Origin of the sequence: Pseudomonas sp. CROZ-RG-20F-R04-15 (genome assembly GCF_022662375.1) — a bacterium.
Taxonomy (GTDB): Bacteria; Pseudomonadota; Gammaproteobacteria; order Pseudomonadales; family Pseudomonadaceae; genus Aquipseudomonas.
In genome coordinates this window covers 1-13,973 of the sequence record NZ_JAKNQL010000003.1, presented here as the reverse complement: position 1 = coordinate 13,973, position 13,973 = coordinate 1, and the positions used below count along the sequence as shown (strand labels likewise).

The 13,973-nt window shown below is 58.0% G+C and carries 9 protein-coding genes; 2 read left to right on the top strand and 7 right to left on the bottom strand.

The features are described 5' to 3' along the window. On the bottom strand, positions 1-960 hold the full coding sequence (locus tag L8H52_RS06150; RefSeq protein ID WP_007913915.1) for a MoxR family ATPase: 960 nt from the start codon (positions 958-960) through the stop codon (positions 1-3). Positions 961-1,231: 271 nt separating this feature from the next. Then, positions 1,232-1,585: a hypothetical protein gene (locus L8H52_RS06145; protein WP_007913918.1), complete on the bottom strand. Its 354-nt coding sequence runs from the start codon at positions 1,583-1,585 to the stop codon at positions 1,232-1,234. 287 nt (positions 1,586-1,872) lie between these two features. On the opposite strand from L8H52_RS06145, the gene L8H52_RS06140 reads away from it, so the two are divergent. Both L8H52_RS06140 and L8H52_RS06135 read left to right on the top strand, forming a co-directional pair. Beyond that, positions 1,873-3,108 (top strand): hypothetical protein, encoded by a 1,236-nt coding sequence (locus tag L8H52_RS06140; protein ID WP_242206037.1) that lies wholly within the window; start codon positions 1,873-1,875, stop codon positions 3,106-3,108. 639 nt (positions 3,109-3,747) lie between these two features. Continuing rightward, entirely contained in the window at positions 3,748-8,643 is a 4,896-nt protein-coding gene (locus L8H52_RS06135) for an NAD-glutamate dehydrogenase (protein WP_242206035.1), read from the top strand. A gap of 61 nt (positions 8,644-8,704) precedes the next feature. Here L8H52_RS06135 and L8H52_RS06130 read toward each other — a convergent pair whose 3' ends face one another. From L8H52_RS06130 to L8H52_RS06110, 5 genes are all read right to left on the bottom strand, one after another. Further along, positions 8,705-10,003, bottom strand: a complete 1,299-nt coding sequence (locus tag L8H52_RS06130; protein WP_242206033.1) for a hypothetical protein — start codon at positions 10,001-10,003, stop codon at positions 8,705-8,707. A 365-nt stretch (positions 10,004-10,368) separates the two neighbouring features. After that, positions 10,369-11,082, bottom strand: a complete 714-nt coding sequence (locus L8H52_RS06125) for an ATPase (RefSeq protein WP_242206031.1) — start codon at positions 11,080-11,082, stop codon at positions 10,369-10,371. A 228-nt stretch (positions 11,083-11,310) separates the two neighbouring features. After that, positions 11,311-11,715 carry a cupin domain-containing protein gene (locus L8H52_RS06120; RefSeq protein ID WP_242206029.1) on the bottom strand — a complete coding sequence of 135 codons (405 nt, stop codon included), beginning with the start codon at positions 11,713-11,715 and terminating at the stop codon, positions 11,311-11,313. 235 nt (positions 11,716-11,950) lie between these two features. Then, complete coding sequence (locus tag L8H52_RS06115; RefSeq protein WP_016984406.1) at positions 11,951-12,244, bottom strand: putative quinol monooxygenase; 294 nt, start codon at positions 12,242-12,244, stop codon at positions 11,951-11,953. Positions 12,245-12,367: 123 nt separating this feature from the next. Beyond that, entirely contained in the window at positions 12,368-13,801 is a 1,434-nt protein-coding gene (locus L8H52_RS06110; protein ID WP_242206027.1) for a PLP-dependent aminotransferase family protein, read from the bottom strand. Positions 13,802-13,973: the final 172 nt, after the last annotated feature.

Genomic DNA, 13,973 nt, shown 5'->3' with positions numbered 1-13,973 from the left:
TCAAGCGACGGCTACGACGTCGAGAATCCGCTGCACCACCCGATCCTGATCGATGCCGGCGGCTTCGGCTTCAAACGACAAAATGATGCGGTGACGCAACACATCGAACAGCACCGCTTGAATGTCTTCCGGGCTGACGAAGTCGCGCCCGGCCAGCCACGCGTGGGCGCGGGCACAGCGGTCGAGAGCAATCGAACCACGCGGGCTGGCGCCGTAGGCGATCCACTCGGCCATTTCCGGATCGAACTTGGCCGGGTTGCGCGTGGCCATGACCAGTTGCACGAGGTATTCCTCCACGGCGTCGGCCATGTACAGGCCGAGGATTTCCTTGCGCGCGGCGAAGATCGCCTGCTGGCTGACGCGGCGTTCAGGCTTGGTTTCACCGTTCAACGCTTCGCCACGGGCCTGCTGCAGGATGCGGCGCTCGACGGCGGCATCCGGGAAACCGATTTTCACGTGCATGAGGAAACGGTCGAGCTGCGCTTCCGGCAGCGGATAGGTGCCTTCCTGCTCGATCGGGTTTTGCGTGGCCATTACCAGAAACAGCGGCGACAGCTCATACGTGCTGCGACCGACACTGACCTGACGCTCGGCCATGGCCTCGAGCAGCGCCGATTGCACCTTGGCCGGGGCGCGGTTGATTTCGTCCGCCAGTACCAGGTTGTGGAAGATCGGCCCTTGCTGGAACACGAAACTGCCGGTTTCCGGGCGATAGATCTCGGTGCCGGTGATGTCGGCCGGCAGCAGGTCCGGGGTGAACTGAATGCGATGGAACTGGGCTTCGATGCCCTCGGCGAGTTCTTTGATCGCTTTGGTCTTGGCCAGACCCGGCGCGCCCTCGACCAGCATGTGGCCGTCGGCGAGCAGGGCGATGAGCAAACGCTCGATGAGTTTTTCCTGGCCGAGAATCTGCGTTGAAAGAAAGGTTCGCAGCGCCAGCAGCGCTTCACGATGTTCCATCGGTGACTGTTCCTGGAAAGGGGTGGCCACAGGCGTTCGGATAACGCCGGGGCTGGGGGCGTTACTTTAATCCATCGCGGGGGGTGGCGACTAACGGCATTTTGCGCAAAGTGCGGGAAATGACTGGGGGAATTGTTGGAATTTTGTAGTGCCGAGGAAGGGCGGTGTTCTTTCGGGCCTCTTCGCGAGCAGGCTCGCTCCCACATTCGAGCGGCGTACATCCGTCAATGTGGGAGCGAGCCTGCTCGCGAAGGGGCCAGCCCAGGCGCAATCAAACTTCGTTAATGAAGGTACCCGTCCCATCAAGAATATTCGTCAAGGTTTCGACAACCTCATCCAGATCCACCATGTCCGGATTAAAGCTGATCTCCAGCACATCATCCCCATTCAACGCATCAGCATCCGCCGCTGCAATCTCGATCTTCAGCAGCGTCGAGGTCAGGGTGACTTTCACACCGTCGAGGGTCGAAGGCTCGCCATCCAGGGTGATCTCCAGCTCATCCTCATCCGGATAGCGGCTCATCAGGAACATGTCGCCCTTGTCGCTATGGCAGCAGAGCATGGCCATGTTGTCTTCTTCGTCATCGCACGGGTTGACGATGAGTAGGGCGGTGGTCATTTGCATGGGCAGTTCCTGGTTGGGCGGGCGCGTCTTCTGACGGTGCGCAAAAAAGCCGATTTTGCCAGCCTGAGGAAAATTCTGCTGCACATCGTTGAGCCCGGGCGTGCTCTTAAGGATGTTTCATCTAAACAGGTACGAAACATCCGACGGCCTCGTAGGGTTTTTGAAAAGCCGATAGATGGCGTGAGTTAGACGTGTTTTCGCTTGTTTTGGCGGCTTTTTGCCGTCAGATTTTACTGCTCAAGCGCAAGGGAGTGCGATGGACAACATGAAAAAAAGGATCTCTTTTGATGAAGCAGTATTTCGAATGGGCGCAAGAAATCCGGCATCTGTCCGAGGAACAGGTTGAAGCGCTTTACCAGCGCTATCTCAACGGCGAGAAAACCGCAGACTTGATCGCCGAATACAAGCTCGCGGACACGGTACGCAGTGTACTGAAAGTGCTGCCGCCGATTGTCAGTGCCGACCTGAGATGCCCGTATTGCGATTTGCCGATGTGGATGCGCCGGCCCGCCCGCGGGACGCCGGTTTCCCTGCGCAGCACTTACAAGTGTGTGAAGTGCGAGCATCAATATTTCACCGTCGGTACTGGCTCGCGACGCACCGTGTGTGGTTGTGACGCCTGTTCGCGATTGCGCAAGCAGCAACTCGCCGATCAAGCCGAGCGTGACCGCAGTGATTTAGCCATGCGTTACGGCACGCCAACCCCACCGGTGGCCTTTGCCAGTCTTGGATTTCAGCAAAAACTGGCCTTGCTCGCGTTGCTGGATGACGGCGGCCATGGCGCAGGCGAATGCATTGCCGCGCTTGATGCTGAACTCAGAGGGGAAAAGCTCACGTCCACTGACACTTTCAGTGAAGAGTTGCTGAAAGGTCTGCACGAGGCGGGCGCCTTGCAGGTAGATACGGCATCGGACATTCGCGCGTTCAATCGGGCGGACGATTTCAGCATCAGCGCTTATCCGGCGGTGTACTGGCAGGCCAACGTCGCGCTGGTCGACGGCGTGCGCTGCACGCGCGATACGCTCTATCTGGCGCTGTACGAAGAGCTGTCCGGGCCTGTGCTGCCAGGGTGGAAGCGTGAGTTGTACGCAATGATCTTCAGGCTTGCGCGGGAGGAATCGATTCAATACGTGCACCTATTAGCCAATCAGGTCGGTATGGCGTTCACCGCCGAAGCCCGCGCCGACTCGGTGATCGGCACGTTGCTGCAGAATTTCTCGGTCAGCCAGATCTATTACTTCGCCAAAGTGGCGGTGAAAAGTGCCGCGCACTTCTATGCCACCGGCAACTCCAAGGGCCGCACCCACGCCTCCAACACGATTCCGCGCAACATGCAGAGCACCGCGCAACTCGCCTTGGCGGAGAACTGGCGCAAGGACAGCTACCGCGATTCGCGCGTGCCGCAGCCGGCCATGACCCGTCTGCTTTACGACGTCGTGCTCAAGGACAGTGGTGCCGGTTTTTCCAAGTCGCCGGGGCTGTTCTGGCGAGACGATTTTGTGCCTCGGTTCCTCACGGGCTAGCCGGTCGCCGCGCTGCAATTCGACCATCCGCAGCTGTTCTGCCGCGAGTGCGACTCCAGCAACATCGACGCCAGCATGGATAAATTGACCCTGCAGATGCAGTGCTACGACTGCGGCACCGTGAGCAAATTTCGCGCTTACGAAGAGTTGCCCGACTGATCCGCGTCAACCGCGGGCGCTGAACCCGATGCCACGCTCAAGGTCGATAAAACGGCCTTGGGCGTTTTCGTTTCTGGATATGTAAGGGCAAAAGGTCTGCATCTGGGACGAATGTCCCGTAAATACGGGCATGCAACCCGGCGTTTTGCGCCACGAGTGCTAGTGTTTATCGTTGCCAAACCCTCGGTTTACGTGCCAATGACCGAATATGTCGCAGCACCGCAAGCAGACACATTGTCGCACCCTTTAAGCTGCGCAACGGATGAGCACCCGTAAAGGCATTGTCGGTGACGCTGACAGTCGTTTTTGCAGATGCTCATTCTATGGAAGGTGAATGTGACCTGAGTGTCCCGTCCAGCTTCACCCACCTGTCCCCCTGTTTCCTCTGCCCGAGAATCAGGAACAGGGCGACACAGGCCCCGAAAGGGGTGTTGCACGCGACGCTTTCCATCAATAACAAGCTTAAGCGGAGTACCACAGATGGCGTTCTTCACCGCAGCCAGCAAAGCCGACTTCCAGCACCAACTGCAAGCGGCACTGGCGCAGCACATCAGTGAACAGGCACTGCCACAAGTGGCGCTGTTCGCTGAACAATTCTTCGGCATCATTTCTCTGGACGAGCTGACTCAACGTCGCCTCTCCGACCTCGCTGGCTGTACTCTCTCTGCGTGGCGCCTGCTTGAGCGCTTCGATCACGCGCAACCGCAAGTGCGCGTCTACAACCCTGATTACGAGCGTCATGGCTGGCAGTCGACCCACACCGCGGTCGAAGTCCTGCACCATGACCTGCCATTTCTGGTCGACTCGGTCCGCACCGAACTGAACCGTCGCGGCTACAGCATCCACACCCTGCAAACCACCGTGCTCAGCGTGCGTCGTGGCAGCAAGGGCGAGTTGCTGGAAATCCTGCCGAAAGGCACCCAGGGCGACGACATTCTGCAAGAGTCGTTGATGTACCTGGAAATCGACCGCTGCGCCAACGCGGCCGAACTGAATGTGCTGAGCAAAGAGCTGGAACAGGTTCTCGGTGAAGTCCGCGTTGCGGTCGCCGATTTCGAACCGATGAAAGCCAAGGTGCAGGAAATCCTCACCAAACTCGACAACAGCGCGTTTGCCGTTGATGCCGACGAAAAGAACGAAATCAAAAGCTTCCTGGAATGGCTGGTGGGCAACCACTTCACCTTCCTCGGCTACGAAGAATTCGTGGTCACCGATCAGGCCGATGGCGGCCACATCGAGTACGACCAGAGTTCCTTCCTCGGCCTGACCAAACTGCTGCGCACTGGCCTGACCTACGACGACCTGCGCATCGAAGACTACGCGGTGAACTACCTGCGCGAACCGACCCTGCTGTCGTTCGCCAAGGCTGCGCATCCGAGCCGTGTGCACCGTCCGGCTTACCCGGATTACGTGTCGATCCGTGAAATCGACGCCGACGGCAAAGTCATCAAGGAACACCGCTTCATGGGCCTGTACACCTCGTCGGTGTATGGCGAGAGTGTGCGGGTTATCCCGTTCATTCGTCGCAAGGTCGCCGAAATCGAACACCGCTCCGGCTTCCAGTCCAAGGCTCACCTGGGCAAGGAACTGGCGCAGGTGCTGGAAGTGCTGCCGCGTGATGACCTGTTCCAGACCCCGGTCGACGAACTGTTCACCACCGTGATGTCGATCGTGCAGATCCAGGAACGCAACAAGATCCGCGTGTTCCTGCGCAAAGACCCCTACGGTCGTTTCTGCTACTGCCTGGCCTACGTGCCGCGCGACATTTATTCCACCGAAGTTCGTCAGAAGATCCAGCAAGTGCTGATGGAGCGCCTGAAGGCTTCCGATTGCGAATTCTGGACGTTCTTCTCCGAGTCGGTTCTGGCGCGCGTGCAGTTGATCCTGCGTGTCGACCCGAAAAACCGTCTCGACATCGACCCGGTGCTGCTGGAAAAAGAAGTCGTACAAGCCTGCCGCAGCTGGCAGGACGACTACGCCGCACTGACCGTCGAGAGCTTCGGCGAAGCCCACGGCACCAACGTGCTGGCCGACTTCCCGAAAGGCTTCCCGGCCGGCTACCGCGAGCGTTTCGCCGCGCATTCGGCCGTGGTCGACATGCAGCACCTGCTGAGCCTCAACGAAAAAAATCCGCTGGTGATGAGCTTCTATCAGCCGCTCGGTCAGGTTTCCGGCCAACGCGAGCTGCATTGCAAGCTGTACCACGCCGACACGCCGCTGGCGCTATCCGACGTCTTGCCGATTCTGGAAAACCTCGGCCTGCGCGTACTGGGTGAGTTCCCGTACCGTCTGCGTCACACCAATGGCCGCGAGTTCTGGATTCACGACTTCGCGTTCACTGCCGCTGAAGGCCTCGACCTCGACATCCAGCAACTCAACGACACACTGCAAGACGCCTTCGTCCACATCGTTCGCGGCGACGCTGAAAACGATGCGTTCAACCGTCTGGTACTGACCGCCGGCCTGCCATGGCGCGACGTGGCGTTGCTGCGTGCTTACGCGCGTTACCTGAAGCAGATTCGTCTGGGCTTCGATCTGGGTTACATCGCCAGCACCCTGAACAACCACACCGACATCGCTCGCGAGCTGACCCGGTTGTTCAAGACCCGCTTCTATCTGGCGCGCAAACTCAGCGACGACGATCTGGAGGACAAGCAACTGCGTCTGGAACAAGCGATTCTGACCGCACTGGACGACGTCCAGGTGCTCAACGAAGACCGCATCCTGCGTCGTTACCTCGACCTGATCAAAGCGACCCTGCGTACCAACTTCTATCAGACTGATGCGAACGGCCAGAACAAGTCGTACTTCAGCTTCAAGTTCAATCCGCACGCGATCCCTGAACTGCCGAAGCCGGTGCCGAAGTTCGAAATCTTCGTTTACTCGCCACGTGTTGAAGGCGTGCACCTGCGCTTCGGTAACGTTGCCCGTGGTGGCCTGCGCTGGTCCGACCGTGAAGAAGACTTCCGTACCGAAGTCCTCGGCCTGGTAAAAGCCCAGCAAGTGAAGAACTCGGTCATCGTGCCAGTGGGTGCGAAGGGCGGCTTCCTGCCGCGTCGCCTGCCACTGGGCGGCAGCCGTGACGAGATCGCGGCCGAGGGCATCGCCTGCTACCGCATCTTCATTTCCGGCCTGTTGGACATCACCGACAACCTGAAAGACGGCGCGCTGGTGCCGCCATTGAACGTGGTTCGCCACGACGATGACGACCCGTACCTGGTAGTAGCAGCGGACAAGGGCACTGCAACCTTCTCCGACATCGCCAACGGCATCGCCATCGACTACGGCTTCTGGCTGGGTGACGCGTTTGCGTCCGGTGGTTCGGCCGGTTACGACCACAAGAAAATGGGCATTACCGCCAAAGGCGCGTGGGTTGGCGTACAACGTCACTTCCGTGAGCGCGGCATCAATGTTCAGGAAGACAGCATCACTGTGGTCGGCGTCGGCGACATGGCCGGTGACGTGTTCGGTAACGGCCTGTTGATGTCCGACAAGCTGCAACTGGTCGCGGCCTTCAACCACATGCACATCTTCATCGACCCGAACCCGAATCCGGCCACCAGCTTCGTCGAGCGTCACCGCATGTTCGACCTGCCGCGTTCGGCCTGGACCGACTACGACACCAGCATCATGTCCGAAGGTGGCGGTATCTTCTCGCGCAGCGCGAAGAGCATCGCGATCTCCCCGCAGATGCAGGAACGCTTCGACATCAAGGCTGACAAACTGACCCCGACCGAACTGCTGAACGCCTTGCTCAAGGCACCGGTGGATCTGCTCTGGAACGGCGGTATCGGTACTTACGTCAAGGCCAGCACCGAAAGCCACGCCGATGTCGGCGACAAGGCCAACGATGCACTGCGCGTGAACGGCAACGAGCTACGCTGCAAAGTCGTGGGCGAGGGCGGTAACCTCGGCATGACCCAACTGGGTCGTGTGGAATTCGGTCTGAATGGCGGCGGCTCCAACACCGACTTCATCGACAACGCCGGTGGCGTCGACTGCTCCGACCACGAAGTGAACATCAAGATCCTGCTGAACGAAGTGGTTCAGGCCGGTGACATGACCGACAAGCAACGCAACCAGTTGCTGGCGAGCATGACCGACGAAGTCGGCAATCTGGTGCTGGGCAACAACTACAAGCAGACTCAGGCGCTGTCGCTGGCGGCGCGTCGTGCCTACGAACGCATCGCTGAGTACAAGCGTCTGATGGGCGATCTGGAAGGCCGTGGCAAGCTGGATCGTGCCATCGAGTTCCTGCCGACCGAAGAGCAACTGGCCGAGCGTATTGCCGAAGGCCACGGGCTGACTCGTCCTGAGCTGTCGGTACTGATCTCGTACAGCAAGATCGACCTCAAAGAGCAGCTGTTGGGCTCCTTGGTGCCGGACGACGACTACCTGACCCGCGACATGGAAACGGCGTTCCCGCCGTCTCTGGTCAGCAAGTTCTCCGAAGCCATGCGTCGTCACCGCCTGAAGCGCGAGATCGTCAGCACCCAGATCGCCAACGATCTGGTCAACCACATGGGCATCACCTTCGTTCAACGACTCAAAGAGTCGACCGGCATGAGCCCGGCGAACGTCGCTGGCGCTTACGTGATCGTGCGCGACATTTTCCACCTCCCGCACTGGTTCCGTCAGATCGAAGCGCTGGACTACCAGGTCAGCGCTGACGTCCAGCTGGAACTGATGGACGAGCTGATGCGTCTGGGCCGTCGCGCTACGCGCTGGTTCCTGCGTGCTCGCCGCAACGAGCAGAACGCTGCCCGTGACGTCGCGCATTTCGGTCCGCACCTGAAAGAGCTGGGTCTGAAGCTCGACGAACTGCTGAGCGGCGAAATCCGCGAAAACTGGCAGGCGCGTTATCAGGCGTACGTCGAAGCCGGTGTGCCGGAATTGCTGGCGCGTATGGTTGCGGGCACCTCGCACCTGTACACCTTGCTGCCGATCATCGAAGCGTCCGACGTGACCGGGCAGAACCCTGCCGAAGTGGCCAAGGCTTACTTCGCCGTGGGCAGTGCGCTGGACATCACCTGGTACCTGCAACAGATCAGCGCGCTGCCGGTTGAAAACAACTGGCAAGCCCTGGCCCGTGAAGCGTTCCGTGATGACGTCGACTGGCAGCAACGTGCAATCACCATCTCCGTCCTGCAACAGGGCGACGGCACTCAAGACGTGGAAGCACGTCTGGCGCTGTGGATGGAACAGCACGAAAGCATGATCTCGCGCTGGCGCGCCATGCTGGTGGAAATCCGTGCTGCGAGCGGCACGGACTACGCCATGTATGCAGTGGCCAACCGTGAACTGCTGGACCTGGCGTTGAGCGGGCAAGCGGTCGTGCCTGCTGTAGCTGCGAATGCCGAGCTTGAACTGGCGTAAGTAGTGGTTGAATGAGAAAGCCCCGCTCTCGGATGAGGCGGGGCTTTTTCTTTGTTCTTATTTACACCAGTTCCGAACAACGAAAGGCGAAACCGCGTACGCCATCGGCATGAGGCAAGGAAGTGCCAGCCCCGATAATCTGATCGTTTTGGGTGGCTATGGATACGCCTAAATCGAGAACATCAGTTAGATTAATGGACAAAAAACCTTTATCTGCGAAATTGGTGTCTTGAGCACCGTCCAGGTCGAACTTGGCAATAATCGTTTTTGAGTCTTCCTCTCCTAAGGTGTCGGCGATAACCATTATGTGCTTGCCCTGTCGCAGGGTGCCTTGATGCCATTGAATACCCATCGGCGCTCGTGGATATGCGGTAATCAATGGCTTACCTTGATTAAAGGAAGAGACCAATGCGCCTTTGTTGTCGATACAAAACAATAGGCCACTTTGAATGGTGTGTGACGACGTGCTACCAATACCCAGGATATTACCGTCAAGTAATTCTATAAGTTGACTTGTATCGCCACGATGCTGATCAGTTTCAATCACAACAAAGCCTTTGTTTCCGAACTCTTTAACGATCTCACCCTGTGCATTGTAGCGAGCAATCATCGGCATCATTTTGCCGTTCACGGTAGTGCTTCCACCAACGGCAAATGATCCGTCCTGGAGCCTTATCAGTGAGGTGGTCGTTGTGTAATTAGCAAGATACTGGACAGCGACGTAACCTTTTTCATGAAAATTCATGTCCAGTGAACCGTTCTTTTCCAGCCTGATTAATAAACCGATATTGTCGCTGAAGCTATATAGATGATTGCTGATAATCATCAGCTTGCCGTCTGGCAATTCAATGGAGTGTCCACCTTCGCGGGACGTCGATGCGTCTTTATTGGCGATCTCTTCTTTGGACAATCGGTAGGCGGGTGTCGAGATGGGATCAACGATCAGTACCCCATCGTTTCCAAATGCCTTGACGGGGAATCCCTTATCGTCAAAGAGAGCCAAACCACGCAGCGGTGGGGTCGAAGGATCGTACTCGAACCAACCTTCAAGCAGTATTGTCTTGTCTTTGAGTACGCGAACACCTCTGCCCGTCGATAGATCGCCGACTGCGAACTCGCCGATGACACTTCCTTGATCTCCGAAATCGGGATCTTGTCGACCATCAGTCTTCAGGCGCACGATTGAGAAACGTTTTCCAGCTCTGCCTGCGATCAACAGTTTGTCGTCCGGCGCGACGGTGATGCCCCACACAAATCCATTGGTGTCATCCGGATATTTTAACCAACTCACACCTGAATCATCAGATCCGAAAGTTGGGTCAAGAGCTTCCACGTTGGCGCTATTGATAATGTTAGACATTGCCTGCTCCTCAACCTGTGGTTTCTGCATACGCTGATAACCGACCTACGATCTCGAGATCAATACAGTCATCTTATTGGAGGCCAATTTGGAGAGACGGTCTACTGTCAGGGTTGACAGTAGACAGATGAGCATATGTGTGAAGTTCGAGGGCGCGGTATCTCGCCTTTGCTGCAAATGCCGAATTTTACTTGGCTTGTGCAGTGGTTGAATGAGAAAGCCCCGGTGTCGTGAGATGCCGGGGCTTTTTTATGTCTGAAGGATTTATGTTGTTTGGTCCGGCCCCTTCGCGAGCAGGCTCGCTCCCACAGGGGAATTGCATTTCAAATGTGGGAGCGAGCCTGCTCGCGAAAGGGCCCTTACATTCAATACAACTTCTGATCTTGTTTACTATCGAGCATCGACACTTTGTCCGCAGGACTGGCGACTAAATTGTTGAGCGACTGGTCAAACTTCTGCAGCGCCCTAACTTGCACATCCTGCTGTTGATTAATGTCGGCAACTATCTCTTCCGAACGTTTGAAGTCCGCCCACACTGGCGTCAGTTCCCGCGCCTCCGAACCTTTCGCCGTACCGATGTAGTTCAACTGAGCATCATAAAAGTCGGCACTGACATCGGCCTTGATATCGGAACTGCGCGAGGTGATCAATTGGCTGTGGGTGTCGACGATCGCCACCACATCGGGCTTGGCCGCACGCAGGCTTTGCATGTCCGGATACACCGTCACCGAGCCGAACTGGCGTTGCAGCGAGGCGTTGACCCATTCCACGGCCATGTCCGGTTTCGAGCTGGCGACGTAGGCGTCATGGATCGGCTGGACCAGCAGGCTCTGGCCGAAACCGGTGCCGGCGTTGGCCTGATAGTCACGCAGGTATTCGCGGTTGGTCTGCGTGCTTGGGCTATAGACCACGCCGAGCGACACGCCGGGACCACTTTTCACTTGGGCGGCACTGCTGCGGCCGACCGGTTGGGTGAAGAGTGTGTCGAGGGACGAAACCGCTTTCGGCGCGGTGGGGACGGAACAGGCGGACAAGGCTAAAACCGATATCGCCAACGTACTGGCAAACGCAAGTTTCATGGTGTTTCTCCCGTGAAACAACATCAGTCGGAAAGTTCGAGTTGTCGTCGTCGACGACCGTTAATTCAGACTAAACCCGCGAGGCTGTAAGCAAGCTGACAATTTGCTGTCTGGTTTGCCGTTGAATAGTTTTATTTGCTGTAAACCGAGGCGGTTAATTGCGCCCGGAAATAAAAAGGCGCAAATCATCGATTTGCGCCTTTTTATTTATGGCTGATTAAACATCCATCAGTTTTTCAGCGGGATCAACACTTGCTCATCCGGGGCCAGCACCATGAACACCAGCAACTTGGCGGGTTTGCTTTTGCTGGCATTTTTCGACACCAGATGTTCCGAGCCGGCGGGTTCGTACCAGAACTGGCCCTTCTTGTAGGTAATCGCCTGTTCGCCTTTCACTTGGGAAATCACTTCGCCTTCCAGCACGTAGGCCATCGCCGTGCCGTCGTGTTTGTGGGCGATCGAGGACTGACCGGGTTTGTAGTCGACTTCGATCATCATGGCTTTTTTGCCGGGGGCGTTTTTCAGCATCTGGTCTTGGAGGACGGTGACTTTTTCCGAGGGATCGTGAGCGAAGGCGGCCGAGGTGCAAAGGCTCAGGGCGAGGGCGGCGGCGAAGAAGGGCAGGGCTTTCATGGCGGGTTACCTGTGATGACGAGGGGTGCAATTACAGTAGTCCGCGAGGCTAAGCATTCAAACGGCCAATATTCGGGAAGATCAGGTGACCAATCGGCGGTGTTTCAGAAAGGTTATCGGTGTGGCGGAATGCGCTTTCGCGAGCAGGCTCGCTCCCACAGGGTTCAGCGTCGTTCGATAATTAATGTACGACACAAAAACCTGTGGGAGCGAGCTTGCTCGCGAAGGGGCCAGATCAGACGATGGGGAAGCTGTTGAAGTCGACGCTATTGGCCAACCGGCTATCGATCAGGTCGATAAACCCCTGCGCCTCGGGCCGGTTGAAATGCGCCTGCATCGCCGCTTCCGACTGCCAGCGGGCACTGACCGTCCAGCGGTGGCTGTCCTCGGGGCAGCGGTCGACCAGATAGGAATCGCAGCCCGGCGTTTCGCGCAGGGTTTCGACGATCTTCTGCAGTTGCCTGCCCAATTCATCCGAGCGGCCGGCCGCAGCCTGCACCTGGACCGTATTGATCACTTCGTTGGACATTGCTCACACTCCTGAATCAGGCCGGACGAATCCTGCTCATTGAGGGATAACGCCTGTGCAGAATAGGCCTGCACCCCCTGAACACCAATAACCAATCGGCGGTTAAATCTTTAGGCCAATCATTCAGGCAACTTGTTGCAGGATGTCGCGCAGGCGATCCAAAGCGATATCGATGTCGAGGGTTTCGATGGCGCCAAAGCCGAAGTACAGGCCGTTTTTCGCCGGTTGCTGATAATAGAAGCCGTTGATCGAGTACAAACCGACTTCGACTTTTTTCGCCAGTTCGATCACCAGCGGCAGGTCGATCGGCACTTTGCAGAACACCGCCATATGAAACCCGGCGCTGGCCGGCACCGCCTCAAGCCATGGCGCCAGATCGGTGGCCATGCGCGCGAGAATCCGCTCGCGGCGCTGCGCATAAATCGCATGACAGCGGCGGATATGCTTGAGCAGGCAACCCTCGGCGATGAACTTCGCCAGCGCCCATTGCGGCAGAGTCGAGGCGTGCAAATCGGTGAGCTGCTTGGCGCGGATCACCGCTTCGAGAATCGCCGGCGGCAGAATCGCATAACCCAGGCGCAACTCCGGCAGCAGGGTTTTCGAGAAGGTGCCGACGTAAGCGACGATGCCGCGCTGGTCGAGGTTGAACAGCGAATCGGTCGGCCGGCCTTCATAGCGAAACTCGCTGTCATAGTCGTCCTCGATGATGATCGCGCCCAGCTCATGAGCGCGAGCGAGCAAGGCTTCGCGGCGCGCCTGACTCATCGGCATGCCCAGCGGAAACTGGTGCGACGGCGTGACATAGATAAGGCGCGTGCCATCGGGAATGTGCTCGACCTGAATGCCCTCGGCATCCACCGGAATCCCGACCACCTCGGCGCCATGGGTGCCGAACAACAGGCGTGCCGGCGGATAACCGGGATCTTCCATCGCCACCAGACTGCCGGGGCGAATCAGCACGCGAGTGATCAGGTCCAGCGCCTGTTGCGCGCCGTTGCACACGACGATGTCTTCGTCCTGGCAATTGATCCCGCGGGAAAACGCGATGTGCCGGGCAATCGCATTGCGCAGCGCCGGCAGGCCTTCGGCGACACTGTAGAAACCCTTGGACTGGCCCATCTGGCGCATTGCATGGGCGACGCAGCGGCGCCAGTCATCCTGCGGAAACTGGCCCTTGCTCGTCGCGCCACCGATGAAGTCATAACGCAGCGAGCCTTCCAGCGTCGGGTGACGCAGAAACACCGGCAGATTGCGCCAGCTCTCGATCACCTCGGCACTGGCCAGCTCGGTGTGGCTTTGCTTGCGCTGGACCTGCGCCGGGCGCGCATTCACGTACGTGCCTTTGCCGATTACCCCGGTGAGGAAGTTTTCGTAGGTCAGTTGCGCGTAGGTGTCGGAAATGGTCTTGCGCGAGATGCCCAGTTGCTCGGCGAGCAGACGGCTGGGCGGCAACTGCGTGCCAGCGGCCAGACGCCCGGACTCAATGGCGCCGCGCAGTTGCTGATACAACTGACCGGCAAGATCCTTGCGGCCGTTGATCACGACGTGAAGTTCCATACCGACGAGGCTCCCGAGACTATTTGGCGTGCCTGCCAGATTACCGCTGTTGCGGGATCGGCAATAGTTGCGCACCCCAAAAACCCGAAATTGGCCCCCAATTCCCTGTAGGAGTGAGCCTGCTCGCGATCACGATGGCACATCCGACAACAATGTTGCCTGACACACCGCT

Excerpts from the sequence above, each read along its gene's own strand:
- L8H52_RS06115 (WP_016984406.1), bottom strand. The coding sequence starts at position 12,244 with ATGTCCAACGAAGTGATCAATACGGTCCAGGTGCAGGCTGCGGCCGGC.
- L8H52_RS06130 (WP_242206033.1), bottom strand. The coding sequence starts at position 10,003 with ATGTCTAACATTATCAATAGCGCCAACGTGGAAGCTCTTGACCCAACT.
- L8H52_RS06145 (WP_007913918.1), bottom strand. The coding sequence starts at position 1,585 with ATGCAAATGACCACCGCCCTACTCATCGTCAACCCGTGCGATGACGAA.
- L8H52_RS06125 (WP_242206031.1), bottom strand. The coding sequence starts at position 11,082 with ATGAAACTTGCGTTTGCCAGTACGTTGGCGATATCGGTTTTAGCCTTG.
- L8H52_RS06135 (WP_242206035.1), top strand. The coding sequence starts at position 3,748 with ATGGCGTTCTTCACCGCAGCCAGCAAAGCCGACTTCCAGCACCAACTG.
- L8H52_RS06150 (WP_007913915.1), bottom strand. The coding sequence starts at position 960 with ATGGAACATCGTGAAGCGCTGCTGGCGCTGCGAACCTTTCTTTCAACG.
- L8H52_RS06120 (WP_242206029.1), bottom strand. The coding sequence starts at position 11,715 with ATGAAAGCCCTGCCCTTCTTCGCCGCCGCCCTCGCCCTGAGCCTTTGC.
- L8H52_RS06110 (WP_242206027.1), bottom strand. The coding sequence starts at position 13,801 with ATGGAACTTCACGTCGTGATCAACGGCCGCAAGGATCTTGCCGGTCAG.
- L8H52_RS06140 (WP_242206037.1), top strand. The coding sequence starts at position 1,873 with ATGAAGCAGTATTTCGAATGGGCGCAAGAAATCCGGCATCTGTCCGAG.